The organism is Rhodococcus sp. X156, assembly GCF_004006015.1.
In the GTDB taxonomy this organism is placed as follows: Bacteria; Actinomycetota; Actinomycetes; order Mycobacteriales; family Mycobacteriaceae; genus X156.
In genome coordinates, this window is record NZ_CP034766.1 from 2092073 (window position 1) to 2116914 (window position 24842).

A 24842-nucleotide genomic window follows, 5' to 3' on the forward strand; every position below is an offset into this window, starting at 1 on the left:
CCACCGTTCCCGACACCGCCAGCATAGTCCTTTTAGGACCGGAGCGCGCTGTCCCACGCGGCGCGGCCTGTGGGGGCGGCCCCGACGCCGTGTGAGCCTTGGGAAGGATCGGCCTTGGGGGTGCGCGGCACGCGGGTGAGTCCCAGAGCGTCAGCCGCGGTGGTCACCGCCGTGGTGAGAGCGTCCGTGTCCAGGTGCCCATCGGTGAACAGCTCATCAACTGTGATACCCGCAGCCCACAGGGCTGCCGGCTTGGTCAGCCCGGCGGCGTCCTCGACGATCTGCTTGTGCGCGGCGGTGAGCTGGTCGCGCAGAGCGTCGCGCTCAGCCTCGGCCTCACGAAGCTGGCGGCGGTAGCGGGCTGCTTCCCGGCCGGGCTTGGCCTCCTCGCCGGTGTCCTCGGTGGGGGTCTCAGGCCCTGGCGTGTCTGTGTCCGCCACGGCCCCTTCCACGGGTGCTTCCACGGGCGGGGTCTCGTCCTGGGGGGTGCTGGGTGCTGGGGCGGTGTGGGTCATGGCTTGCTCCTTCTGGTTGATGACTGCGGTTGTGAGTGAGTCGGTAGGCCGGCGCCGTGGGGTCATTTCAGGGCTCTGGACAACGAGGCACCTCCCCCACGGCCAAGTGGTGTGGGCGGGTCGAGGTGCATCCCCCTGGGGGTAGGGGAAGCACGGCGGCCGTCCAGGCGTGAGTCAGTCACTGCTGGTCCGCTCGGTGCGGTGGCTCCACGATGCGGACGTGTGGAAGCTCGCCCGCAGCCACGTCGAGCGCGTCGGCTTCTCCGCGGGTGATGGTCACCCGGCTGGCGAACATGGTCATGGTGGTGGCTGGTCCTACCGCAATGGGCAGCCCGTCGGCGTCGCACACAACCTCACCGGGCACCGTGACCGGCATCGGCTGGTGGGCGCTGGCGTTGGCGTTGGCGGTGCGCAGCCACTCCCGGCTGAGCCCACCACCTCCCACCACGTCCCGGGGTGGGAGGTTGTTGAGCAGCGTGGCCAGCGCGTCGCGGGCGGGCTCGTGGTGTTCGTGGTCGGTCATCGGGTCACCTTCGGTTTGGTGTTCGGGGCAGTAGCGGGCTGGGGTGAGGAACGCGCAGCGAGGTGCGGCGCGGACGCTTGGGCGGTCACTCTGACCTAGGAGCCGCTCGCACACCGCGATGCGTGCGTCCAGCGAGTCCAGCCGGGCAGACAGCGCGCGGAGAGCTGCATCGCGGTCAGTCACGCAGCCGCCCCTGCTGTCTTACGACGCGCCGACTCCGTGGCGCATTGCCAGTGCATCTTGGTACTGCCAGTGACGGGATCTCCACACTCAGGGCAGGGGCGGGACGGCGCCGCCGGGTCGATCAGACGCTGGGCTTCCTTCGCACGAAAGCACTCGGGGTGACGCACCTTCCCGGCCGGCAGCCGCTCCCCACACTCGGGGCACAGGTTGCCGACGACGGGCGCCGTCGAGGGCACAGCGGAGCGACTGTCATGCCACTGGCGCCCGTGCGTGGCACGGCTGGAGCCACTGTCCTGACTGTCATCACTGGGGCTGTCACAACAAAGGTCAGCGCCAGTTGTGACAGTCGTGCCACCCCCACGTGCACGGGCGTCACCATCGGTGGCACCACTGTCGGGCAGCGACCAATAGGTCACCCGCGGGAATCCTTCGTCCGCGATCTTCACCCGCAACTTCTTGCGCGCCCGTTGCAGGGTGCGGTCGCTGAACCCGGCGACCTGCCCGGCCTTCTTGACCTCTGCGGACTTGGGGCGGGAGGTAGCGGTCAGGTACTCGCGGAGCCAATCGGCAGCATCATCACGTTCAGTGCGATCGTCGTCGGTGCCGCGGAGCAGTTCGCGGGCATCGTCGTCGGTGTCTCCGAGCCACTCAATCCGGCCGACCTCGGCGTCCCCATCCTCGGTGGAGACTGTCGCCGAGACGATCCGCGCCGCCGCGGACGAGGTGGTCGCGGCCAGGTTTTTCTTGGTGTTAGTGATGACCAGATCGCCGCTGTCCTCATTCTGCGCAACGGCCAGCACCGATCGCGCCACCTGTGACCACGCCACTGAGCCGAGGATCAGCTTCCCGGTGTCGGCGCCATCTCGTTTCCCGAAGTGACAGATGCCGATGACCGCGTAGCCGTTCTTCGCGGCCGATTGTGCAATCGGCTCTAGGAACTGGCGGACCTTTCGGTCATCGTGACCGTCGAGGCGAGAGTCCATCACCGACGTCGCTGCGTCTAGCACCACCATCTTGATCTGGTGCTGACGGATCACGTCCTCGACGGCGGCCATGTCCATCGGCAACACCACGTTGCCGTCGTCGGTGGTGTCTGTGTGCACGCCGAGGAAGAACACCCGGTCCATGTCCGCGCCCGCGGCCTTAAACCTCGGGGCGATGGTGTAGCCGGGGTCGTCCTCTGTCGCCACGTAAAGCACGTTCGCCGGGGTGCCCAGTAGCTCCCCCGCGAGAGCGCCCGTGGTGGCCTGAGCGCCGATATGCACGGCTAGCGTCGACTTGCCGAGGCCCTCCCGCCCCGCAAGCAGGTTCAGCCCCGCTAGCACCAACCAGTCCGTCATCAGCCACCGGACTCGCTTCAGCTTCACCTGCGACGCTGGAGTGACCACCAGACGCCGAAGGGGTAGCGCCTTCTGCGCAGCGGGAAGATCCGCCACGAGCACGAAGTCCGACAGCATGTGCCCGGCGGCCACATGGTCCGCCGCATCCTTGCCCGCCTTCGCGTGCACCACCTCGACCGTGCAGCCAAGATCGAGCAGCGTCACCCGTGCCGCGGCGGCATACTCACGGCCGGGCGCATCCTTGTCCGCGACGACCACCACCTGCGCACCGGCCAGCGGTGACGGGTCTACCTTGGCCCAGCTACTCGCCCCCATTGGCGAAGTAGTGGCCACGGCCCCCAGTGACTCGAGGGCGTGTACATCCTTCTCGCCCTCTGCCAGATAGATCGTGCTGCCCGCGGTGATCGCTGCGCGAACCTTGTCCAGCCGGTACAGCTCGCCCCTACCCTGAGGCACCCGGGACTGCCGGAAGTTCTTGTCCGGGCTGCGGTGCACCACCCGGCCGTCCCCGTAGGTGTACCTGACGCCCGCGGCCTCGTCGTACAGGTCGCGCATGGTCAGGTTCAGCGCGGCGAGTACATCGACGGTCTCGCACCCAGCGTGGCAGTGCACTAGGGCCTGCCCTTCGATCCCTCGCACGCTTAACGAAGGTGCGCGGTCCTCATGGGCTGGACACCGCGACGACCACGATCCACCCGACTGGCGAGGATCATGACCAGCGCAGCTGAGCGCGTCGACCACCCGTTCAGCGGCTACGCTCATCGGAGGCCACCTCCCCCTGGGTGCCGACCGCAGCCAGCACCTTCCCCTGCTTCGCGCAAACCGGGCCGAGCTGGAGGGCGACCGAGCGCGGAGAGGTGAGCGGCGCACCGCACGAGCGACAGGCGGTGACGATGATGTACCCAGACCTAACGAGACGGTGCGGGCCATCCTCTCCGATGATGCTGTCCGGACGGGGCCTTCCTATGGGTATGGTGAGCGCGGTTCCTACTTCCTCGCGGAGGTCTGATCCATTGCCCTCGCCGTCCCGCGTGTTGGCGCACGCGGATTCAGCGGCGAGGGCTTCTACGTCAATTGGCATCACGCGACCACCGCCGCGGGGATCGGTCGCATCATGGCGTCGATCTCATCCAAGCTCACCCTGATCAGCCTGGGCCCTGCGCGGAATCCCTGAATGTGCCCAGCCGCGATCCATCGACGAATTGTTTTGGGGTCCACGCCGACATACGCGGCAGCTCCCTGAATCGAATCGATCCGCTGGCCGCTGACGGTTCTGCTGTTTCGCATCGTCTTCTCCGTTGAGTTCGTCGGTGCCCAGGACCTCCGGGACATTCCAAGACAATCACGGACTCTGGCGCTACGGAACCGCCTTTGCGGCCCGTCCACAGAAGCGAACAACCTTGTGGACGGGCGTTCACAGCCGAAAAGACCGCGGAAACTACGCCTGCACTACCGCGAAGTACGTATCGGTACAGGCCCACGTCTACGGAAAGGGGGGTTTACGTGACTCCGCGACTATCGATGCCCCGCCCAGGGGGCACTTTTCTGATCCCCCTTCGGACACACGATCTACAGCAGTCCAGTCGCTGCCCGAATTGTGATGTAAGTCACTTGATAGTGATAGGTCGCCGGAGGCCTCAGACCGTGGCGGTACCGCTCGCCAGGGCTGACAGGGCCGCGGCAATTTGCGCATCTCTACCCTTGGCGGCGTGCTGGTAGCGCATCGCGGCCTGCGGAGTGGAGTGCCCCAGTCGGCCCATCAGCTCGGCGAGGGACGCGCCAGTCTGCGCGGCTAGCACCGCCCCGGTATGACGCAGGTCGTGCCAGCGCAGGTCGTCCCGCCCGGCAATCTTTCGGGCCCGGTAGAACACCTTGTAGAGCGTCGCGGGCGCCATCGTGCTCGTCCCATCAGCGGCCGGGAACAGCAGGCCATCCTTGCCGCCGGCGATGTTCTTTCTCAGATGCTCGCGAACCATCGGCATCAGGTGCGGCGGGATTGCCACGTCTCGCACTCCCGCTTCAGACTTGGGCGGGCCGATAATGACCTTTCCCTCTGCACGCACCGCTCCCCGACGGACATGGATCACGCCATTATTCAGGTCAATGTCTTTGCGGCGTAGCTCGACCAGCTCACCAAAGCGCAGCGCGCACCAGGAAGCGAACATCACCATCAGTCGGTAGCGCTCGGGCACCTCCTGCGCAATCGTCGCCAGCTCGGTCAAGGTGGCGGGCTCGACCTTCTTGACCCTGGCCGTCGTGCCAGCGCCCCGGATGTGACAAGGGTTGAGCGGGATCTTCTCGTCAGTGACGGCCGTGGCGAGGATCGTCCGCAGCAAGCCATAGGAGTGGCTGCGGAGCGTCGGCGTCTTCTTGTCCAGATCGGCGTACCAGTCGCGGACCGACTCGGAGGTGATCGCCTTCAACGGACGTTCGGCGAACGTAGGAAGGATCAGGTTGTCGAGCAGGTTCCGGTAGTGGGCGCGGGTGCGTGGCTTCAGGTCGCGGTGCTGCAACCACCTGCCTGCATATCCGCCGAACGTCAGCTCCCGGGGTGCATCGCTGAGCTTGCGCGGCGGGGTCCACTCGTCGCGGCTGATCTTGCGACGCTCCCCCACCAGCCAGGCCTCGGCGTCACCCCGGGTCTCATAGGTCACTGGGGCGTTGTGCAGGAGACCGTCGGGCCCGGTGTAACGGGCGCGATACCGCTTGCTCGGTAGGCGGGCGATCTGACCGAATCCGCGCTTGTCCCCTGCCATGATGGCCCCATCCGTGTCGGATACGTGTCGGATGAGAGTCTAAACCTGTCTCATTGCGTCCACTAGTGACAGCGCTACTGGACTCAATATCCCCTGGTCAGACGCCTACTGTGCAGGTCGGGACCAGTAACGCCAGCGTCCGCAAGAACTGGTTCAATCCCAGTATCGCCCACCACCAAGAAGACCCCCCGAGCTGCAGCAATGCGGTCGGGGGATTTTTTTGTGCCGGTGGCGTGCCTCGTAGGTGTCTCAGCGGAAGCGCAGCCTGTCTGATCGCGTGCTCTGACCGTGGGCACCACAATCCAACCAGCCCCTGGCAGCGTCGCGATGTCGACAGCGCCAGGGTGCATCGGGATGTACGCGCCGAGGGCCCCGGTCGCGCCGCGCTGACCGCGGGGTCACCGCCCGCCCAGGGCTCTGTGACACTGCGCCGCAACGGGACCGTGCCCCCCCGCCAGAAGCGCTCCACCCCACGCCCTGCACCCGGCCCCGCAGCCCGGTCCAGTTCGCGCTGGGTGTGTGGCTGCTGGCCTGCCTCCTGTCGCTGATCGCCGCCTGGCGTGCATCGCGACACCACTGGGAGTGGTCGAGGTAGCCGGCTCGGGCGACCGCTGGCAGTTCTTGGCCATCTTTCGCGACGACTCGCTCGTCCGCGGCCTCCACGGCGGCGTCGGCCAACGTCTCTCGGGTGACGGTGCCGTGGGTGCGGGTGCGCCCGTGCTGGACGACGTTGGAGCCGACGGTCAACATGCGGTAGGGCTAGTCGCTGGTGCCCCGGACAAGGGACAGCTCGCGGAGGGTGGCCTCGGCCTGTGCGCCCATGCCCTCATGTGGGCGGCACCCCCTGCCCATTGTCCCGCTCAGCTCCATCAGACACCGCAGGCCCGAACAATTCTCGCCAGGCGTGCACGAGCGCCGACACTTCGACACAGTGTGCGCCCACGAGGTTCGTCCACGAGACCCTGAAGAATGCTTTGCAGAACACCCCTTGCGATTCTCACATCATCGCGTAGAGTACTGAACAGCAGCACGCCACTGTGCCGCCGAATCCGACCTGAAAGGCTTTCCTGATGTTCGCGACCACCACGCAGTCGAAGCGCCTCGAGCGCTCCTTCGGCATGGCCGTGTGCTCAGCGAAAGCCCGCGTCACCCCGTTGAGCATGAGCGAGCTCGGCATCCGCCAGAACGAGACCATTCCGCACGCGGGGCGGCAGCATAGCGGCTGGCTGGAGGCAACCTGAATGCGAACCTGAGTGAGAAACCCAGGGTCACGTTCAGGACCGCCCCCAGCCGGGGGCGGTCCTTTTGCGTTGGGCAGAACCGACAGTCGGTAGACCCAGCGAAGGCCCCACGGGTGCACATAGTCCCAGGTCAGACCCCCACTCAGGCCATACCACCTGCTCCCCCGGGAATCCCTCCCGGCCACCACGACGAAAGGATCCGCTCTCGGACACCGCAGGACATGACCGCCCCCGGCCACACCGAGGAAATGCCTCGGTCGCATGACGCGCAGGGCTGCGTGAACGCCCCGAACATAGCTGCTTTGCTGCTGGGGAACATTGGTCGGAACGACTGCGAAAGAATCGTCCACGATCATCGGCAGGCCACGTGAACGTCGCCCCGTGAGGCCAGTCATCGGTGCTGAATGGTACGCATTACCCTAGGGCGTACTCCCTGGGGGAAGAAGGCACACCACGTGCCATTCTTCAGGGCAAGAACAACGTACAGACCGAATTGCTTCCTGCCATTGTTCAGCACGCCCTGCAGCGCCTCGGCATTGCGGGGTCAGGGGTTCAGCTCCCCTCCTCTCCACTCCCTGCCGTCCGCACCCGCGGTGGCACGGGCAGCGCCGTTGCCGGCGCTGCATTGCATCTCCGTCGTCCAGAGGTCAGGGCGCCGCACTTCACTGCGGAGACACGGGTTCGAGTCCCGTCGGAGATACCGACCGGCGTCCGTAGGGCGTCCGGTACTGGCGCGTAGCTCAGATGGATAGAGCGCTTCCTTGTTGAGGAAGAGGTCGGCGGTTCAAGTCCGTCCGCGTCAGCGTCGCCCGGGGGTGGCTGCACCCAGCAGCCACCCCCGGGCGCAACACGCCGCACTGTCACTGCGGAGAGGCGGGTTCAGCACCCGTCGGAGGTACCCCGGGGCGGCCGGGGACCGCAGCCACTCGTGCACACCAGTACCGCTCACCGCCAAGAAGACCCTCGGGCTGCAGGAATGCGGCCGGGGGTTTTGTCGTTTCCGGCGGCGTGTCTCGCCGTTGCCGACCACCCCAGCCGGGGCACCCGCTTAACGGAGTCCCCTCGCCTGAAGGCATCGAGGTGCGCCGCACCGCGCCACCACTCTGCGGTCCGGGCCGCTCGAGTCCGTACACTCCCCCGCCGAGTGCATCGGCGCCCGCAGCAGTGCACTGCAGTCGCCGAGCAGAGCGGCCTGCGGCGCCGCAACGAGCAGGGCGCGCCCTGCACCCCCACGGAGAACCGACATGACCCACGACGACCGCCTCCTCAGCAGGGTCCGCGCGATGCTCGCCCAGGCTGAGCACCCCAACACCGGCCCGCAGGAGGCTGAGGCCTTCACTGCCCGCGCCTTGGAGCTCATCGGCAAGTACGGCATCGACCAGGCCCTGCTCACCGCCGCCGACTGGGGACGCGAGCGGGTCGAGAGCCGCACGATCGGCCTCGCGGCGCCCTACGCCAGGCAGAAGGGCATGTTGCTCACCGTCGTCGCCAGCGCCTTGGGCGGCCGGGCAGGGTTCCGCAAGGCCCAGCGCGGACGCGAGGCCAGCGCGGTGGTCTACGCGATGACCGCGGACATGGAGCGCATCGAGCTGCTGTACACCTCGCTGCTGCTGCAGTCCGCGCGAGAGATGGCTCGCCTGCAGGTGCCGGCCGAGGAGAACCCGATCCCCTACCGGCGAGCCTGGCTGACCGGCTACGCCTCCACGGTCCTCACTCGCCTGGTGCAGGCGGAGAAGACCTCCCGGGAAGACGCCAAGTCCGGCGGCGCCACGGGTGTCGAGCTGGTCCTGGCCGACCGGTCCGCGCTGGTGGAGCACGCGATGAACGAGGCGCACCCGCAGCGGGAGACCACACGGCAGCCACGCCTGAGTGCCGCCGGCCTCAAGGCGGGCCGGCGAGCGGGTGCACGCGCCAACCTCGGCGGGCACGCCGTGCTCGACGACTCCCGCTCGACGCCGAGCGCTCGCTGACACCGAATCCTGATCAGCAGCACAGGGATCGGCGAGCCGGCGCACCTGCCCTCGACCGGGGGAAGTGTGAGCTGACGCCTGTAAAGTTCCCGGCGAACCACCGGACAACCGCAGCGCCGGCCGCCCTCAGCGTCACCGCGCACCCGCGACGTCTGCGTCGCAGCGCGAGCCTCGCCGTCGGTCGCACTCGTCTCTGTCCCACCTGCGGGGAACAGCTGGCTCCTCGCCGCACACCCGGTGGTTCGTCCACGTCCGACGAACCCGCCAGGAGACCTCCACGTGTGCATGGGCCGAACCCACGTGCTCAGCTCGACGGCCATCGGGCTGGCGTGCGCCGCTCCGCTGGCCCGCCACGTCGGGGAGCACCCGATGCCGGTGGCCACCCTGCTCGCGTTCGCCGCCATCGTCGGTGGCTTCGGAGTGCTGCCCGACCTCGACCACCCCCACGCCACCCTGGCGCGGACCCTCGGCCCGGTCACCAAGGCACTCTCCCGGGTCGTCAACAACCTCTCCGGCGGTCACCGCAGGGGCACCCACACCGTGTGGATGGCCCTGCTCATGGTCGGACTGGCCACGACGCTCGCCACCCGCTTCGGGCGGGACGCGCTGGTCCCCGTGGTGTTCGTCGGCTACTACCTGTTCGCGATGATCCTGCGCCTGTCCCCGAACCACCGCTCGGGCAAGGCCGAGCTGCTGTACGTGGTGGAGGCGGCCGCGGCGACCGCCGCGACGTACCAGCTGATCGAGGACTGGTGGTGGGTGCCCTACGCCGTGGGGTTCGGGGTGATCGGCCACATCGTCGGTGACATCCTCACCGTGGACGGCGTGCCGATCCTGTACCCGCTGCTGCCGAGGCTGGTGGTGCGCCTGCCGCTGCTGGGGCGCACCGACTCCGCCCTGGAGCGCAGTTTCGCGACGCTGCTGGTGCCGGCCATCGCGTGGATGGCGTTCGCCCTGTTCTTCGGCCAGCAGTGGTGGGACCTCGACTGGCTGAAGTCCCCACCGCAGACCTGGCAGGTCGCGGCCCTGCACTGAACGCGGCCAAACCTACCGCCGGACGCCCACATAAGTCGCAGGGGTTCCATCGCGGTCCGGGAAGCCGTCTGCACCGTGCAGACGTCGACGAAGCGTTCAAGGCATTTGTGCGCCACGACCGGGAGATACGCGGTAGCGACCACTTCAACGGAACCTTCGCCACCGAGTGCCAGGCGCACCTCGTCGGGGTGACATCCCCCAAGCGCGCCGTCAGCGAACGTTGGCAGCAGGTGTTGCTGTAGCCGCCTCCCGCACCACCGGCAGACCTCACGCTCCACCGCGCCCAGCCAGACCTCGATGAACTCCCCGCCCAGCCTCCGCGAGTTCGCTTGGCCACTCCAATCCCAGGGACTTCGCAACCGAGCAAGACGGTCCGCCAGCCCAGCAACGCTTCACCCGGGAGCCGGTACCAACCCAACGGTTAACCGCCGCATTGCGTGCCACAACCACGGACGTCTCTACTGAAGTTAGTCCTGCGGCACAGAAAGTTGAGAGCCGCCCGACACCGTGTCCCCACTGCAATTCCCCAGGATTTCCTCACCTAACATCAGTCAGCGAACCAATTTCCTACGGATGGGAAGCAAATCGAGGGGCTCACTGGAACCGTGCAAATCGAACATGGAAGTCGAGGGTGTGCGAATCGTTTGCGCGCCGCTCGCCCGTCAGCCCAGCCCAGGTCAACGGCCTGTTTGTCCGACTTGTCCAGAACGAATTCCAGGGCAGGAGAGGGTTAGAACAAGTACAGAGCGAGTCTGACGACTCCAGAGACACGAACTTCAGGTAGGGGCGGGGTGGATGTAGCGTCGAGTTCCTTTCCTGGCTCCGCTCCGGTGCCGGGCACCGGGAGACGCGGGATCCCCTCATTGGTGAGTCGAAGACGCCGACGCTGAAGCATATGCCCGGGCGACGACTCGGACATTTCTGTTGCCCCCTCGTGAGGGGAGGCCCTGCCCACACTCCACTGATCGCCGACTACACTCAAATCACACTCCCGGGGGCTCCGCGCTAACGTGCGGTAAAGAACTCGACTGCCGAATGGACCGCCTTGAGGCCCTCGAGAGTTACGGTGCCTCCCCGCGACTCGTAAGCCTGAAGCCAAACCGCCCCCGATGCCTCGACAATGCCACGCGCGAGTTCCGGTTTCGTCGCAGCCCGAGGTAGTCCTAACCCCAGTTGATCGTCCACCGATGCGAACAATTCCCGGGGCTCAGTTGAGCCGCTTGACATGTGGGGAGGGTCAACCTCGATGAGGACGGCGATAGCGTGCACGTAGTCAACCTTGTACCTCACCCGGCGCGCTCCGCAAGCTGGTCTCGGTATTCGAGCTCCAGGGACGCGATCAGGCTGGCCCACCGGTGCTCGGACAGGACCGGCAACTGCGACGGAAGCAAACCAGCAATTCGCACGCGCTCGAGCAAAATTGCCCGCGTTGCAACCTCCGCCCACCGCTTATCCTCAGGAAGGGTGCGCGGTATTGCCAGGACCGCTGTGGGATCGACATCAAGTCCCAGGAGCAGGCTCCATAGACGGGAATTGATGTCCCCGGCCTTGTGAGAAAAATTCTTTTCGAGGGTCACCTGGACAAGGTGTATCGGGAAGCCTGGGCGCCCGTCTGGAAACGGTCGCCACGCGACGACATCGACTCCCCCGTCCTTGCGCGCTGGGTCGCGGTACGCAGTTCCACCCTTGAGCCTCATCAGGTCGACGAGCCAGGGAATTGCCTGCGGGAACTCTGGTGGCCGCCCTGGCTCACCTGGGTAACCAAATCGAACGGCCTCGGCGCCCTCACCCAGAAGACTCCGGGCCGACTCGGTCACAACGATCTCGAATAGCTGCGCCGCCTCGGCCAACAGTTCGCGAGGAAGGACAACCAGCGGAATCCCAGTAGTTACAAGCAGCATGGCCCCGTACGGCGTGCGCTCCATCCCCGATCGCCTCTTGAAGCCAGAGTTCGTCACCTCGATGGGGTATCTGTCACCCAAGACTCTCGCCCGCCGGGCTACCGTCGACACCGCCAGTACCAGATCCGCGGGCCTCACGTTTAGCGAGGTGACCGATTTTTCATGCACCCAACTCATCGGACGAGCTCTCGACGTGCCGACGAGCAGCTCCAGTTCCAAGCAATCTGCAACCAGTTCTGACTCCACGGGCTTAGTGCTCCCCGCCGCCGCCTGACGATGAACTGCGCAAAGAGTCGACCGAGGTCTGCAACTCCTCGAGCAAGACTTGCACATCGCCGTCGTCGGCATGGTCGGCGATGTCAATCTCGGCTGCCTGGAGCGAGTTGCGGGCGGCACGCAACCGCTTGAGCAACCGCGCGCGCGTGTCCATGTCCGCATCGTCAATCTTCTGGAGCGCTACGGCCAAGGAGTTGCCCGCACGCAGTGCCGCGAGCCCGACGGGCGAACTGATCGCCCCTCCGAGCTTGTTGATGTCCCGCGAGTCCATCAGAACCTTGTCCGCCTTCGTGGTCCCGAACACCCACCCCAGCAGTTCCTTCAACTCGCTCGCCCGTTCGGAAGGAACTGGCTCCGCACCAGGCGAAAGGCGCGACCCTAACGGCGCACCAACAAAATCTCGCAACTTCGTGTTGCTCATTGCGACGGTTAGCAACGAAAAAGCCTCCTCCACGGGACCAGTCTCGATGCCGAGGCCGGCTGCTTGCTTTGCGATAGCCTGCTCTCGATACAGATTTCCGGCGCGGGTCTTCTCGATCCCAATCATCTTGGCTACCGCTGCGAAGGGGAGGCCATCGTCGTCAACTAGCTTCGCGACATATCGCGCTTGGGCGAACGGTGTCCAGCTCAAGATGCCTGAGATGTGCCTAAATCCGATGATGGGGACCACGGTTTCCCGTGACTCTACAACCACGACGGGTACCGCGGTCGCCAAAGACAACTCAGCCTTCATGGCGAGAAGGTCCCAGCGATCGGGGCTTGGAAACTGGCTTCGGATGGAAGCGTTTGCCAGTCCGATCAGTGCGGTAAGACGCCGGTTACCCTCAACGACGATCCACGCACCGTCCTCCGATTCGCTTGGTACGGCGATCAAGGGCTCGGATGCAAAGAACCCGTGACTCGCGATTGATTCAGCTACCGCGTAGGCTTCGAAACCGAGCTCGAGGTCTACCGCGAGGTCTTCCTGTGACGCACCCTTCAACATCTCAGGCAGCCGCGGGTTTTCAGGATCGAGCCGCAGGTCTCTGATTGCGATGTGCTCCTGCGTGCCCAATCTTCGATCCACCGCGTCAGTCATCTTCCTGCCTCCGGGCTGTCTGCATATCGGTGAGACGAATTGCTAAAGTGTGGACAGGAGCCATGTCTTGAAATTTCGGCACAACGAAGTGGACTTGAACGGCAACGGACGACGACCCACCTGGCGGTGTGGCGCGATCCCCGGGATATCCGTCCATCCGATGCGAGGTATCCCTGCCTTGGAACAGGTTTACGAAGCCTAGCTCGTCCCACTTGCGGGCGCGCGGGCCATCCCTCTGATCATCCATGAGCAGAACTGGAACGGTGGTCCCCCCGTCCATTCTTTTCAGGTGATCAAGTATGTCTTCACGGCGCCAACCCGCGCTGTACGAACTAAGCCGCCAAGGCTCAAGCAGATCGCTCAATATCTCATCCAGGGTCGCGTGAAGCGTTCGAAAAGCAAGTCTGCCAAACTGCACCCGATCGGCCTTGAGCAAGCCTAGCCTGCTGATGAGCGCCCCATTTACACTCCGGTCGGCCGGGGCCATGCTGGGTTGCCGCAGCGAGTGCCAGCCGTCGCCCGAAGCGTTGAATCTGTTTAGCGCACCAATAACGCCCGCCCGCGTGGGCTGCGCTTGGGTCGGTAGAAGAAGCCCGACTTCTCGTGCCCACCTGTGGACCGATCCTCCCCTGTCCAGGACGTCACGCAAACGCGCCCGCAAGTCGTACTCCGTGAATACGGTCTCCCGGAGGACCTTTAGCGTGCGCGGTGTGGCAAAAAACTGGCAGTAGGGCAGCAGCTCACCCCGGTACCCAAAGGCTCGGGCCCGCTGCTCCAAGGTGTCGACCTGGCTACTGGCTGGTCGGTTCATATACGTGACAGTGAGCCCCTCGACGGTAAAGCCCCGGTCAAGTTTGCTTCCACCGACGAGAATGTGAACAGGAGAAGCATTCCACTGGATCGCCTTGACGGCCGACTCCGAGTTCACCAGCCAACAGGTAGCCTCTCGCAGGGCGCGCCGCAGGTGAGGCAGCAACTGAACCGGATCCGGCAGGAGGGCACCCACCGTGACCAAGCGTGCGTACTCGTCGCGAAGGCCCCTCTCCACGTCGCCGAACACAACTGCGGCGTCGGTGCTCGCTGTCCACTTCTTCAGCACGCGCTGAAGAAGAAAGAAGTATCGATCCTGGACGTTGTTCCGTTGGGTGGAGTGGACAAGGAGACTCACCGGCTCCAGTCCTTCGTTCCGCCAGAGCAACGACGCAGCGCCAACCAGAAAGTTGGCGAGTGCGGCTTCAAGGCTGCGTGGCAGTCGCTGCGGGAGAACCTTCGGGGCCTGCTCATCGCTAGTCGGGATCGGCCTAATAACTGTCGGGGCGTGATCGACGAAAAACTCGCGTCCCCCCATGTACCCCGGACCCGGCTGCAAGAAGGTGACAAAATGAGGGAGTAGATGGTCATTGAGGTCGAGCAGCAGTGGCGCGTACGGCGTTGCTGTGTACTGGATGTACATATGAGTGTCGAGTACTGAGCGCAGCCCCGAGATCGCAGCATATGTGGCACTCTCCCCGCCCTTCTTCACCGCGGTGTTGAGGGATGCCTGATCCGCCTCGTCATCGATGACCAGCACGGGGCAGTCGGTAAGGTTCGCGTGGCCGAACGCAGAGGCAAGGTCGCTTATACGTTTAGCGTGCTTAATGGTTGGTACTAGAAGAATCCGACCGCGAGCCAACTCGCTGGCGACTCGCTGCCCGCCGGATGACCCCTTGAGCCCTCCAACCTCCTGCCACTTGTAGTCGCGTCGCCCTTCTATGAGCGCGTCACGGATTCGTCTTCCATTCTGATCGACAAGAATGTTCGTTCTGCCGAGAAGGGCGACGATGATCCGGTAGCCGGCGTCTGCTGCTGCCGCCGCTAGGCCGATGATGTTGGTGGTCTTGCCCGACTGGACGTATCCAAGGGCGAGCCCAGTGATCATGTCCGGCTTCTCACCAAGGGGCCCATGGGACAACACCTCATCCACGGACTCCCACAGTGCAACTCTCGCCGGCTCCGTGATGAACTCCGCGATTATTCGGTCGTAACGTTCACGTTCAGGTGCTCCCCTACCCTGAGGGCTCACAGCAGGGTATCCGCGTGCCGGGCCGCGGAGTCTCGGGATCTCGCCGCAGCGAAGACGAGTGCTCGGTCTACAGAAGAAGGCACGACAAATAACCTATCCGAACAGCGTTCATACCCCAAGCCGGTCGGCCCCCGTCGCACGAAGAGTAAGTACGAAGCCTGCCAACTGATCCCAGCGCCGCGAACAAGCCCCACCAACGTCAGGGTGCCTAGGTGTTGCGATGTCGGTCCCGCCGGTATCCCGTGAGCCACTACGGATCGAATCTTCACTTCGGAGTTTGACGAAGAGCGTCGGGATTGGGGGCGAGCATCTCTGGCTCATCGCTCGTCTGGAAACGGCGACCTAACGGCGGGCCAGCAGCCCCAGTACTTTCTACCACGGCGGTTACGGCACCCCGTGGGACAGGATGTGTAAGCGGAGACCGAGATTGCCCGGTTGCGCGCCCACCGTTTCGACGCTTCGGGGACAAGACCTAAGGGGTTGAACGGCCAAGGTCTCGGTTCGGCACAGGAGTCGACCAGTCGGGTCCAGCAGCTGATCACCGACCCACCCCGCACACTGGGCGCATGACTGACCTCTCCCCGCGCACCTTCTCAGCCGCATCCTGATCAACCGCTCCCCCGCCGACGTCTACGACCTGGTCGCCGACGTCGCCTGCACCGGCGAGTGGAGCCCCGTCTGCGTGGCCTACTGGTGGGACGAGGCGGGCCCGGCCGAGGTGGGCAAGTGGTTCAGCGGGCGCAACGTCACCCCGGAGCGCACCTGGGAGGCCCGCTCGCAGATCACCGTCGCCGACCGCGGCCGCGAACCGGCCTGGGCGGTCGGCGCGCAGATCGCCGACCGCACCGCGGCCGCGCACCGGGGCATTCCCGTCACCCTCGCGGCCATCAAGAACGTCGCTGAACGGGGCTGAGCCGGGACCGCCTTGGTGCACCGGCAGGGCGCGCATCCCCTACTGTGCCTGCATGGCAGCCGATGAGCAGGTTCTCGCGTCCTACATCCAGGCGTGGCGCAGCAGCGCTGACGACGTGCTGGAGCTGCTGCGCTCCCTGGACGCTGACGACTGGAGCCGGCCCACCGACCTGGCCGGCTGGGACGTGCACGCCGTCGCCGCGCACCTGGCCCACATCGAGGCCGAGCTGGCCGGTGTGCCGCAGCCGCGGGTGGACGTGCCCGACCTGCCGCACCTCACCGGGAAGATGTCGCGCTACACCGAGTCCGGCTGCATCGCGCGCGTCGACTGGACGCCGGGACAGATCATCGACGAGCTCGACTCCTCGGTTCAGGCGCGCGCCAAGAGCCTCGCCGCCAACCCGCCCAGCGACGCCGCCTCGCCCGCAGCGGTGACCCCGGGCGGGACCCCGTGGAGCTGGGAGGTGCTGCTGAGCAACCGCGTGGTGGACATGTGGATGCACGAGCAGGACATCCGGCGCGCCGTGGGCCGGCCGGGCCACCTGGACACCGCTGGTGCCGCGCACTGCGTCGGGGTGTTTTCCCGCGCCCTGCCCGTCGTGGTCGGCAAGCGGGTGGCACCCCCCGCCGGCACCGTCGTGGCGCTGGAGGTGTCCGGTCCGCACGGGTTCACCGCCGCGGTGGAGGTCGGCGAGGACGGCCGCGCCCGCACTCCGCAGCAGCCGCCCAGCTCGCCCACCGTCAGCCTGGCCATGGACACCGAGACCTTCACGATGCTCGGCGGTGGGCGCCGCAGCCCGGACGCGATGTCCGACCGCCTCACCATCGGCGGCGACCAGACTCTCGTCCTGCAGGTGCTCACCGCGCTGGCCGTGACTCCCTGACGGCAGGCTTTCGAGACGCTGACCAGCAGGAACACAGAAAACCGGATCTTCGGACACCTTCCGCGCAGGGGTCGCCATTCGTGTGGGCAACCGCTGCGAGCCTCCGTAGCCTCGACCGCATGCAGCGACCCAGGGCAGTCGGGGCCGGCCTTGCCGGTTGTGCACTTCTCACCGCGGGCCTTCTCGCAGCGGCACTGCTCGCCGCGATCCTGCCGCAGGCACGCTCGGCCGCCCCCGCGGATCCCGCCCCGCCCCGGGCCGGATCCAACCCCGTGACCGCTGCCGCTGCCGGTCCCCTGGCGGGCAAGCTCGTGGTGCTCGACCCCGGACACAACGGGGGCAACGCGGACAACCCCGACCCCCTCGACGAGCGGGTGCCCAACGGACGCGGCGGCACAGCCGGGTGCAACAGCACCGGGACCTCCACCGACGACAACTACGCCGAGCACGCCTTCAACTGGTCGGTGGCGCAGCACGCCCGGTCCCTGCTGGAGGACCAGGGGGCGTCCGTGCGGCTCACCCGGGGCGACAACGACGGCGTGGGCCCCTGCGTGGACCGCCGGGCCGCGATCGGCAACACCGCCGGCGCCGACGTGGTGGTGAGCATCCACGCCGACGGTGCCGACTCCGACGAGCACGGCTTCCACGTGATCTACAACGACCCGCCGCTCAACGACGCCCAGGCCGGACCCGCGGTGCGGCTGGCCTCCGTGCTGCGCGACGCCATGGTGGAGCAGGGCCACCAGCCGGCCACCTACCTGGCCGGTGCGGGCATCGCCACCCGCGACGACCTGGCCAACCTCAACCTCTCCACCCGACCCACCGTCCTCATTGAGTGCATCAACATGCGCAACCCGGTGGAGGCCGAACGGGCGGCCAGCGAGGAGGGTCGCGCCGACTACGCCCGCGGCATCGCCGAGGGGATCCGGCAGTACCTGGCCGGGGGCTGAGGCGTCGACCCGTAGTGTCCCCCGCGTGCTGACCAGGCGCGGGGCGGGCGGGCTCGTGCTGGCGGCCGTCCTGCTCACGGGCTGCCAGGGCGCGCAGACCCCCGCACCCGCCGAGGCACCGGCTCCGCTGACGACGGAGCTGTCCGTCCCCGCACCCAGCCCGCCGCCGGCCCCTGCCGCAAGCTCCGCCGCGCCGGCCGTGCGTCCGCTCACCGGAAAGCTGGTGGTGCTGGACCCGGGGCACAACGGCGGCACCGACCCCGCCGCCCTCAACGCGCAGGTGCCCAACGGTCGCGGCCGCACCAAGGCCTGCAACACCACCGGCACCTCCACCGCCGAGGGTTACGCCGAGCACGCGTTCACCTGGGCGCTGGCCCAGCAGGTGCAGCAGCTGCTGACCGCCCAGGGCGCGACGGTGCGCCTCACCCGCGACAGCGACAGCGGGCTGGGCCCGTGCGTGGACCAGCGCGCCGCCGCCGGTGCCGGTGCGGACGTGGTGGTGAGCCTGCACGGCGACGGGGCACCGCCCAGCGGCCGCGGGTTCCACGTGGCGTACTCCGCCCCGCCCCTGAGCGCCGTGCAGAGTGGCCCGTCGGTCCGGCTGGCCACCACGATGCGTGACGCGATGGTGGCCGGTGGGCTCACCCCGTCCACCTACCTGGGCAGCGACGGGCTCAACCCGCGGTCCGACCTCGCCGGGCTGAACCTCGCCACCGGCCCCGCCGTGCTGGTGGAGTGCGCCAACCTGCGCAACCCCGCCGAGGCTGCCGCGGTGTCCACCCCTGCTGGTCGCACGCCCTACGCGCGGGCCATCGCCGACGGCATCACCCGCTTCCTGACCACCGGCTGACCCCTGAGCGCGAGGAAGCCCCCCGCCGCGTTCGGCAGGGGGCTTCCTCGTGCAGTGCTCAGACCAGAGTGGTCAGCTCACGGCGACCGAGGGCGGGAAGCGGTCCCACACGCGGTGGGCGGAGAGCAGCTCCAGCACCCCGGCCAGCACGGCCTCGGCGTTGTCACCGACCACGACACCGGGCGTGCCCGGGACGCAGCCGGCCAGCGCCAGCGCCTGCTCGGCCTGGCCCCAGCCACCGATCGCCTTGGCGTGGCGGAAGGCCTCGCCCAGCATCAGCGTGACCCGGGGGTCGACGGTGTCGCTGAGGTGCGCCGGGTCGCCGGCCTTGGCGTCCAGGTTGTCCGTCGCGTCCGGAGCCACCGCGGGCGCACCCGCCAGCAGGATCGCGTCGAACTCGACGGAGCGGGCGGTGAGGAAGGTGCGCTGCGGCACGATCGTGTCCTTGCCCGTGCCCACCGCCCCGCCACGCGGGCCGATGACCAGCGGGACCATGCCGGCCTGCTGGATGGCGTCGCGCACCGTGGCGACCGCACCGAGGTCGCTGCTGTCGTCGGCGATGATGCCGATGATCCGGCCGTCAGACGGCCAGGTCTGGCCGATCTGGCTCAGCGCCGGGCTGGCCACCACGTCCGGCAGGTCCGCCGTCGGCGACGGCACGGGCATGCCGAGGCCGGTGGCCACGCCGGCGCACAGCACCGGGTCGACGTTGGCCAGCACCTGCAGGGTGCGCTCACGGACCGGGGTCTCGTAGCACTTGCCCAGCTCGAAGGTGAAGGACTGGATGATGTGCTCCTGCTCCACCGCGCTCATGCTCTTCCAGAACAGCCGAGGCTGGGTGAAGTGGTCGTCGAAGGACACCGGCAGCGCCCGGACCTTGGTGGCGTCGGGGGCCATCGGCTGCGGCACCTCGATGAAGGCGCCGCTGGCTGCGTCCGCCTCGGCGGGGTTGCCGCCGTCGAGGGAGTTGGGCCGGTAGGGCGCCACGCCACGGTGCACGGCGTGCTGGTGGAAGCCCTCCCGGAACATGTCGTTGACCGGCACGTGCGGCCGGTTCACCGGGATCTGGTTGAAGTTCGGTCCGCCCAGCCGGGTCAGCTGCGTGTCCAGGTAGGAGAAGTTGCGGCCCTGCAGCAGCGGGTCGTCGGTGCCGTCGATGCCGGGCACCAGGTGACCGGTGTGGAAGGCGATCTGCTCGGTCTCGGCGAAGAAGTTCGTGGTGTTGCCGTTGAGGGTCAGCTTGCCGATCGGCTGAACCGGGGCGAGCTCCTCGGGCACGATCTTCGTCGGGTCGAGCAGGTCGATGCCCTCGAAGGTCTGCTCCGGGGTGTCCGGGAAGACCTGCACGCCGAGCTCCCACTCGGGGAACGCGCCGCTCTCGATGGCGTCGGCCAGGTCGCGACGGTGGAAGTCGGGGTCGACACCGGCCGTCAGCTGCGCCTCCTCCCACAGCTGGGAGTGCACGCCCAGCTTGGGCTTCCAGTGGAACTTCACCAGCGTGGTCTCACCCTCGCCGTTGAGCAGGCGGAAGGTGTGGACGCCGAAGCCCTCCATGGTCCGGTAGGAGCGCGGGATGGCGCGGTCGGACATCTGCCACATGACGTGGTGGGTGGCCTCGGTGTGCAGCGAGACGAAGTCCCAGAACGTGTCGTGCGCGCTCTGGGCCTGCGGGATCTCGCGGTCCGGGTGGGGCTTGGCCGCGTGGATGATGTCCGGGAACTTGATCGCGTCCTGGATGAAGAACACCGGGATGTTGTTCGCGACCAGGTCGAAGTTGCCTTCCTGGGTGTAGAACTTCGTCGCGAAGCCTCGGGTGTCGCGCACCGTGTCGGCGGAGCCGCGGTTGCCGACGACCGTGGAGAAGCGGACGAAGACCGGGGTCTCCACGTCCTTGGCCAGGAAGCCGGCCTTGGTCAGGTTGGTGGCGGTGCCGTAGGACTGGAAGACGCCGTGCGCTCCCGTGCCGCGGGCGTGGACCACGCGCTCCGGGATGCGCTCGTGGTCGAAGTGCATGATCTTCTCGCGGAAGTGGTGGTCCTGCATGAGCAGGGGCCCACGCGGCCCGGCCTTGAGCGAGTGATCGGTGTCGGGCAGCCGGACGCCGGTGGCGGTGGTGAGGTACTCCCCGCCCTGCCCGCGCGCGTCGGCGGGGCCGTCGAGCGGCTTGCCGGTGGGCGAGCCCAGCGCGGGCTCGGTCTGGTCAGGCTTGGTGGGAAGCGGCGGCACCGGAGCGGTGGGCTCCTCGACCGTCGGCACTCCGCTGCCCGGCGCGCCGGGAATCGGCTCCGGGGGTACTGCCTTGGACTTGTCGAACATCAAGACCTCCAGCTCTCAGGCATGTCAGGGACATCTCTGGGGACAGTCAATGAGCGTTAGTCCGCACGTCCGATGACGGACGCGGCAAACGTGGGGACGCTGTGTGCTCAACGTCGGCTCTGATCAGATCACAGATCGACCGGGCGGACCCAGCGAAGCCCGACCGGAAGTGTTGCGCCACACGCGTGAAGTCGAGTCAGCGCCGGCCGGCGAGCTCGGGGTAGCGGGGGCCGGGAGGCGGCTGGATCCCGGCGGCCGGACGCCCGGGAAGGCACGCCACGGCAGCCAGCGCCACCGAGGCGACGTCCTCCACCAGCGCGGCCTGCCAGTCCGGCATCCGCCCCGCAGCCCAGCTGCGCCAGGCCGCGCCCGCGTGCGAGCCGGCGAAGGCGCCCAGTGCTCCCACCGTCGCCGGCACCAGCGGTTGCGCGTGCTCCCGCCGGGACAGGGCGACCGCCCCCGCGCCGCCGCTGGCCACTCGGCCGGCCAGTGCGGGAGGCGCCAGCCGGCTCGGTGTGGTGGGCAGCTTGTCCATCACCATCTCGCCGGCCACGCCCAGCACGGCGCCTCCGCGAGCCAGCCCCCCGGTGCGACGGCTGGACAGGGCCGGCCCGGCCAGCCCGAGCGAGCTGCGCCCTCCTGCCGCCACACCCAGCAGGGCCGAGCGGGTGAGCAGGCCGGCGGAGGCCCTGGTGGGGGCAGTGCCGACGCGCTCGGCAGGGGTGGGCTGGGCGTGGATCACCGAGCGCACCGCCAGCCCGTAGGCCAGGTGCGGCACCACGTCGCTCGCCCAGTCGCGGCCGCTCCAGGTGCGCGGGTCGCTCACCCGCAGCGCCGCCATGCCCAGGTCGCTCACCGCCATCGCCGCCGCGCCGGTGGCCACCGCACCCAGCGGCGCCGGGGGCGCGAAGCCGGCTGCCCGCGCCACGCTGGCCGCCACACCCACCGCCACGCCGGTGGCGATGCCGCTGAGCGCCCCGAGGGCGGTGCGGCGGTTGTCCCTGGTGGGCGCGTCCCCGGGGATGACCAGCCCTGCCTTGTCGGTGAGCGTGTCCACCGTGCGCTCGGGCGTGCTGCTGGCCGGCCGCCCGCGCACCGCCATGTCCAGGTAGGTCACCGCGTTGAGCGCGGCCACGCCGGCGCCTCCGGCCAGCAGCCCGCGCTTGATCACTGTGGCACCCATGGACGTGCTCCTTCTCCTCGGCGGGGGCCAGGCCCGGTGGAGACCGGACCCGGTGGTGCCCCACACCTTGCCCGGCGCCCTCGGTGCGCGCACGCCGACACGGTCGCCGCCCACAGGATCCACAAAGGACTGTCGGGGGGACTCAGGCGGGCCGTGGTGCCCTCACCCGGCGCTGCGGCACAGGGCGTCGGCGGCGTCCAGGGCCGCGCCCAGCCGCTGCGGCTGCAGCTGCACCAGGGTGGTCGAGCCATCGGCGCCGCTGGGCAGCCGCGCGACGGCCTGGGCGTCGAGGTCGTCCACGGCCGCCACCACCTCACCGAACACCGGCGCCGCCGTGGGGGCCGCGGCCGCGGCGTCGGTGGCGCCCTGGCGCACGCCGAGCAGCACGAACGCCGGAGCCGACGCCAGCACGGGCTCGGCCGCCGAGGTGACCACCTGCCGAGCGATCGTCGACGCCGCTCTGTAGCGGGCACAGGCCTGGGGCAGGCCCGGAGCGGCGGTTGGGCTGGTGGTGGGTGCAGCGCTCGCGGGGGCGGGTTGGCTCGTCTCCGAGCCGCCGCTGCCACAGGCCGACAGCACCACGAGCCCAGCCACCACCGGCAGGAGCACTCGTCCGTCCATGATCCTCGGTCGCCGCATGATCATTGTTCGCGGCGAGGACCCGCAGCGGTTCGGCGAGCAGGCTGCTCCCCGCACGCAGCCACCTGGACGGCGGCGCCCAAATCCCCAGCGCCTAGACGGCAGCCTCGAGGCGAGACAGCGCGACCAGCCGCGACGTCGCCCGCAGGTACTTCTTGCGGTAGCCGCCGTTGAGCATCTCCTCGGTGAAGATCTTGTCCAGCGGGGCACCGGAGACGGTGACCGGGATGTCGGCGTCGTAGAGCCGGTCGGCGAACACCACCAGCCGCAGCGCCATCGCCTGGTCGGCAGCGGCGTGCACGCCGGAGAGGTGCACAGCCGGCAGGTCGCGGACCAGCGCGCCGTAGCGGGAGGGGTGCAGCGTGGCCAGGTGGGCGCACAGGTCGTCGAAGGAGTCCAGCGTGGCGCCGGGGATGGCCTCCGCGGCGGCCACCAGCTCCTCCTCGGAGACCGGGTCGGGCGCCGGCGGCAGGTCGCGGTGGCGGTAGTCGGGCCCGTCCACGCGCAGCACCGTGAAGCGGTCGGACATCGTCTTGATCTCGCGCAGGAAGTCCTGCGCGGCGAAGCGGCCCTCACCGAGCTGGCCGGGCAGCGTGTTGGAGGTGGCCGCGACGTTGACGCCGGCGGCGCTCAGCTCGGCGAGCAGGCGCGTGATGACCATCGTGTCGCCCGGGTCGTCCAGCTCGAACTCGTCGATCGCCAGCAGGCGGTGGGTGGACAGCCGCTCCACGGTGGCCGCGAAGCCGAGCGCCCCCACCAGGTGGGTCAGCTCGACAAAGGTCCCGAAGGTCTTCGGGCTGGGCACCTCGTGCCACAGCGAGGCGAGGAGGTGGGTCTTGCCCACGCCGAAACCGCCGTCGAAGTACAGACCCGCACCGGTGACAGTCTTGGCCTTGCGGCCGAACAGACCCCGCTTGCCGGTCTGCTGCTCGTTGATCTGCCGGGCGAAGGCCTGGGCGGCCTCCACGGCCGCCGTCTGGCTCGGCTCGTCCGGGTCGGGGCGGTAGGTCTCGAAGCGCACGTCACCGAAGCGTCCCGGGGGCACCATGGCGGCGACCAGCTCGTCCTGGTTCAGGTGCGGACGGCGGTCGACGAGGTGGTCAGGCATCCACCCAGAATATCGGCGTGGTGTGATCAGGGACGTGCGAAAAATGCTGTCCGCCGGTGAGTCGTTGACCACACCAGGCGCTGCCGACTCAAACCAGGCCGACCTGTCCGACGCCGAGCTGCGGGCGCTCTACGCCTACCCGCCGGAGCTGGTGCGGCCCTGGGTGCGGGTGAACTTCGTGAGCAGCGTGGACGGCGCGGTGAGCGTGGACGGTCGCACCGCCGGGCTGGCCACCCCGTCGGACCAGAAGGTGTTCGCGCTGCTGCGCGAGCTGGCCGACGTCATCGTGGTGGGTGCGGGCACCGCGCGGGCGGAGGGCTACCGCGGGGCCCGGACCAACCCGGAGCTGCGCCGCGCCCGGGAGGCCCGCGGCCAGGCGCCCGTGCCGCCGATCGCTGTGGTCACCGCCAGCGGGAACCTGGCCGCCGATGCCCCGCTGTTCACCGACACCACCGTGGCGCCGCTGGTCATCACCACCACCCGCGGTGCCGAGGCTCACGGCGACGCGCTGCGGGCCGCCGGTGCCCAGGTGCACACCGCCGGGGTGGAGCGGGTGGAGCCGGCCACCCTGCTGGCCGTGCTGGCCGAGCAGGGCCTGTACCGGGTGCTCTGCGAGGGCGGACCAACCCTGTTCGGCGACCTGGTGACCGCCGACCTGGTGGACGAGGTGTGCCTGACCACCGCACCGCTGCTCGCCCTGGGCGGCGCCGGGCGCATCGCCACCGGCCCCGCCGGCGAGCCGCGCGGCCTGTCGCTGGGGCACGTGCTCTGCGACGACGACGCCACCATGCTGCTGCGCTGGGTGCGCCGACGCTAGTCTCGGTCGGTGATGGACGAGCCCACCGGCGACCGGCGCCGCAGCAGCCTGCGGGCCCAGCTGCGTGCGCTGCACCCGGACGTCGGTGGTGATCCCGAGCGCTTCGCCGAGGTGCTCGCCACCTACCGCCGCCTGTACGGCCCGGCCGCCGCCGAGCACGACCAGCGGGACTTCCGCGGCGACGTCCAGTTCACCTCCCGCCGCCGGGGTGCCCGGGCGGTGCTGGACGCCTGCGCCCACCCGGTGCGCACCCTGCACCGCCGGCGCCACGCCCCGCCTCGCGTGCGCTGAGCGCTCACCGCG

21 protein-coding genes and 2 tRNA genes are annotated in these 24842 nt (G+C 68.4%); 11 read left to right on the top strand and 12 right to left on the bottom strand.

The annotated features are described in order from the left end of the window. Positions 1 to 32: 32 nt before the first annotated feature. From ELX43_RS09900 to ELX43_RS09920, 5 genes are all read right to left on the bottom strand, one after another. Positions 33 to 515: a hypothetical protein gene (locus ELX43_RS09900; RefSeq protein WP_127783258.1), complete on the bottom strand. Its 483-nt coding sequence runs from the start codon at positions 513 to 515 to the stop codon at positions 33 to 35. A gap of 178 nt (positions 516 to 693) precedes the next feature. Continuing rightward, positions 694 to 1038, bottom strand: coding sequence for a hypothetical protein (locus tag ELX43_RS09905; protein ID WP_127783259.1), 345 nt, complete (start codon positions 1036 to 1038; stop codon positions 694 to 696). Positions 1039 to 1217: 179 nt separating this feature from the next. Beyond that, the gene (locus ELX43_RS09910; protein WP_164860630.1) at positions 1218 to 3323 is read right to left on the bottom strand and encodes an AAA family ATPase; all 2106 of its coding nucleotides are present in this window, start codon (positions 3321 to 3323) and stop codon (positions 1218 to 1220) included. A 318-nt stretch (positions 3324 to 3641) separates the two neighbouring features. After that, positions 3642 to 3893 carry a helix-turn-helix domain-containing protein gene (locus ELX43_RS09915; RefSeq protein WP_346773846.1) on the bottom strand — a complete coding sequence of 84 codons (252 nt, stop codon included), beginning with the start codon at positions 3891 to 3893 and terminating at the stop codon, positions 3642 to 3644. Positions 3894 to 4198: 305 nt separating this feature from the next. Next, a complete protein-coding gene (locus ELX43_RS09920; RefSeq protein ID WP_127783264.1) occupies positions 4199 to 5317 on the bottom strand; it encodes a site-specific integrase in 1119 nt (372 codons plus the stop codon). A gap of 1070 nt (positions 5318 to 6387) precedes the next feature. Between ELX43_RS09920 and ELX43_RS17620 the strand changes: the two genes are divergently transcribed. From ELX43_RS17620 to ELX43_RS09940, 5 genes are all read left to right on the top strand, one after another. Then, complete coding sequence (locus ELX43_RS17620) at positions 6388 to 6558, top strand: hypothetical protein (RefSeq protein ID WP_164860631.1); 171 nt, start codon at positions 6388 to 6390, stop codon at positions 6556 to 6558. 629 nt (positions 6559 to 7187) lie between these two features. After that, positions 7188 to 7258 (top strand) — tRNA-OTHER (locus ELX43_RS09925). A gap of 29 nt (positions 7259 to 7287) precedes the next feature. After that, positions 7288 to 7361, top strand: a tRNA-Asn gene (locus ELX43_RS09930). A 441-nt stretch (positions 7362 to 7802) separates the two neighbouring features. Then, entirely contained in the window at positions 7803 to 8528 is a 726-nt protein-coding gene (locus ELX43_RS09935) for a DUF2786 domain-containing protein (RefSeq protein WP_127783266.1), read from the top strand. A gap of 285 nt (positions 8529 to 8813) precedes the next feature. Beyond that, the gene (locus tag ELX43_RS09940; protein ID WP_127783268.1) at positions 8814 to 9563 is read left to right on the top strand and encodes a metal-dependent hydrolase; all 750 of its coding nucleotides are present in this window, start codon (positions 8814 to 8816) and stop codon (positions 9561 to 9563) included. A 1286-nt stretch (positions 9564 to 10849) separates the two neighbouring features. Here ELX43_RS09940 and ELX43_RS09945 read toward each other — a convergent pair. The 3 genes from ELX43_RS09945 to ELX43_RS09955 are packed head-to-tail and all read right to left on the bottom strand — an operon-like array spanning position 10850 to position 14781. Then, positions 10850 to 11683 carry a hypothetical protein gene (locus ELX43_RS09945; RefSeq protein ID WP_127783270.1) on the bottom strand — a complete coding sequence of 278 codons (834 nt, stop codon included), beginning with the start codon at positions 11681 to 11683 and terminating at the stop codon, positions 10850 to 10852. 31 nt (positions 11684 to 11714) lie between these two features. Beyond that, entirely contained in the window at positions 11715 to 12818 is a 1104-nt protein-coding gene (locus ELX43_RS09950) for a hypothetical protein (RefSeq protein WP_127783271.1), read from the bottom strand. Further along, a complete protein-coding gene (locus ELX43_RS09955) occupies positions 12811 to 14781 on the bottom strand; it encodes a Z1 domain-containing protein (RefSeq protein WP_127783273.1) in 1971 nt (656 codons plus the stop codon). The genes ELX43_RS09950 and ELX43_RS09955 overlap by 8 nt, the downstream gene beginning before the upstream one ends. Positions 14782 to 15517: 736 nt before the next feature. On the opposite strand from ELX43_RS09955, the gene ELX43_RS09960 reads away from it, so the two are divergent. The 4 genes from ELX43_RS09960 (at position 15518) to ELX43_RS09980 (ending at position 18476) form a co-directional block, all read left to right on the top strand. After that, positions 15518 to 15793: a hypothetical protein gene (locus ELX43_RS09960; protein ID WP_346773872.1), complete on the top strand. Its 276-nt coding sequence runs from the start codon at positions 15518 to 15520 to the stop codon at positions 15791 to 15793. Between the two features lie 52 nt (positions 15794 to 15845). Beyond that, a complete protein-coding gene (locus ELX43_RS09965) occupies positions 15846 to 16676 on the top strand; it encodes a maleylpyruvate isomerase family mycothiol-dependent enzyme (protein ID WP_127783277.1) in 831 nt (276 codons plus the stop codon). A 272-nt stretch (positions 16677 to 16948) separates the two neighbouring features. After that, positions 16949 to 17626 carry an N-acetylmuramoyl-L-alanine amidase gene (locus ELX43_RS09970; protein ID WP_241248884.1) on the top strand — a complete coding sequence of 226 codons (678 nt, stop codon included), beginning with the start codon at positions 16949 to 16951 and terminating at the stop codon, positions 17624 to 17626. Positions 17627 to 17651: 25 nt separating this feature from the next. Further along, positions 17652 to 18476: an N-acetylmuramoyl-L-alanine amidase gene (locus ELX43_RS09980; protein ID WP_241248885.1), complete on the top strand. Its 825-nt coding sequence runs from the start codon at positions 17652 to 17654 to the stop codon at positions 18474 to 18476. A 72-nt stretch (positions 18477 to 18548) separates the two neighbouring features. Here ELX43_RS09980 and ELX43_RS09985 read toward each other — a convergent pair whose 3' ends face one another. From ELX43_RS09985 to zapE, 4 genes are all read right to left on the bottom strand, one after another. Next, complete coding sequence (locus ELX43_RS09985) at positions 18549 to 20792, bottom strand: catalase (RefSeq protein ID WP_127783281.1); 2244 nt, start codon at positions 20790 to 20792, stop codon at positions 18549 to 18551. Positions 20793 to 20988: 196 nt separating this feature from the next. Then, entirely contained in the window at positions 20989 to 21975 is a 987-nt protein-coding gene (locus tag ELX43_RS17780) for a hypothetical protein (RefSeq protein ID WP_206517989.1), read from the bottom strand. A 162-nt stretch (positions 21976 to 22137) separates the two neighbouring features. After that, complete coding sequence (locus ELX43_RS09995) at positions 22138 to 22596, bottom strand: hypothetical protein (protein WP_127783283.1); 459 nt, start codon at positions 22594 to 22596, stop codon at positions 22138 to 22140. 112 nt (positions 22597 to 22708) lie between these two features. Further along, a complete protein-coding gene (gene zapE / locus ELX43_RS10000; protein WP_127783285.1) occupies positions 22709 to 23722 on the bottom strand; it encodes a cell division protein ZapE in 1014 nt (337 codons plus the stop codon). A 64-nt stretch (positions 23723 to 23786) separates the two neighbouring features. Between zapE and ELX43_RS10005 the strand changes: the two genes are divergently transcribed. Together ELX43_RS10005 and ELX43_RS10010 are read left to right on the top strand one after the other, a co-directional pair. Continuing rightward, on the top strand, positions 23787 to 24539 hold the full coding sequence (locus ELX43_RS10005; protein WP_241248886.1) for a pyrimidine reductase family protein: 753 nt from the start codon (positions 23787 to 23789) through the stop codon (positions 24537 to 24539). A gap of 12 nt (positions 24540 to 24551) precedes the next feature. Further along, positions 24552 to 24830, top strand: a complete 279-nt coding sequence (locus ELX43_RS10010) for a hypothetical protein (RefSeq protein WP_127783287.1) — start codon at positions 24552 to 24554, stop codon at positions 24828 to 24830. The last annotated feature ends 12 nt before the right edge of the window (positions 24831 to 24842 follow it).

Bases quoted from the DNA above. Each gene is read 5' to 3' on its own strand.
- ELX43_RS09915 (WP_346773846.1), bottom strand. From the start codon at position 3,893: ATGTCCCGGAGGTCCTGGGCACCGACGAACTCAACGGAGAAGACGATG.
- ELX43_RS17620 (WP_164860631.1), top strand. From the start codon at position 6,388: ATGTTCGCGACCACCACGCAGTCGAAGCGCCTCGAGCGCTCCTTCGGC.
- ELX43_RS09905 (WP_127783259.1), bottom strand. From the start codon at position 1,038: ATGACCGACCACGAACACCACGAGCCCGCCCGCGACGCGCTGGCCACG.
- ELX43_RS09910 (WP_164860630.1), bottom strand. From the start codon at position 3,323: ATGAGCGTAGCCGCTGAACGGGTGGTCGACGCGCTCAGCTGCGCTGGT.
- ELX43_RS09900 (WP_127783258.1), bottom strand. From the start codon at position 515: ATGACCCACACCGCCCCAGCACCCAGCACCCCCCAGGACGAGACCCCG.
- ELX43_RS17780 (WP_206517989.1), bottom strand. From the start codon at position 21,975: ATGGGTGCCACAGTGATCAAGCGCGGGCTGCTGGCCGGAGGCGCCGGC.
- ELX43_RS10010 (WP_127783287.1), top strand. From the start codon at position 24,552: ATGGACGAGCCCACCGGCGACCGGCGCCGCAGCAGCCTGCGGGCCCAG.
- ELX43_RS09965 (WP_127783277.1), top strand. From the start codon at position 15,846: ATGGCAGCCGATGAGCAGGTTCTCGCGTCCTACATCCAGGCGTGGCGC.
- ELX43_RS09985 (WP_127783281.1), bottom strand. From the start codon at position 20,792: ATGTTCGACAAGTCCAAGGCAGTACCCCCGGAGCCGATTCCCGGCGCG.
- zapE (WP_127783285.1), bottom strand. From the start codon at position 23,722: ATGCCTGACCACCTCGTCGACCGCCGTCCGCACCTGAACCAGGACGAG.
- ELX43_RS09995 (WP_127783283.1), bottom strand. From the start codon at position 22,596: ATGGACGGACGAGTGCTCCTGCCGGTGGTGGCTGGGCTCGTGGTGCTG.
- ELX43_RS09950 (WP_127783271.1), bottom strand. From the start codon at position 12,818: ATGACTGACGCGGTGGATCGAAGATTGGGCACGCAGGAGCACATCGCA.
- ELX43_RS09940 (WP_127783268.1), top strand. From the start codon at position 8,814: ATGGGCCGAACCCACGTGCTCAGCTCGACGGCCATCGGGCTGGCGTGC.
- ELX43_RS09920 (WP_127783264.1), bottom strand. From the start codon at position 5,317: ATGGCAGGGGACAAGCGCGGATTCGGTCAGATCGCCCGCCTACCGAGC.
- ELX43_RS09935 (WP_127783266.1), top strand. From the start codon at position 7,803: ATGACCCACGACGACCGCCTCCTCAGCAGGGTCCGCGCGATGCTCGCC.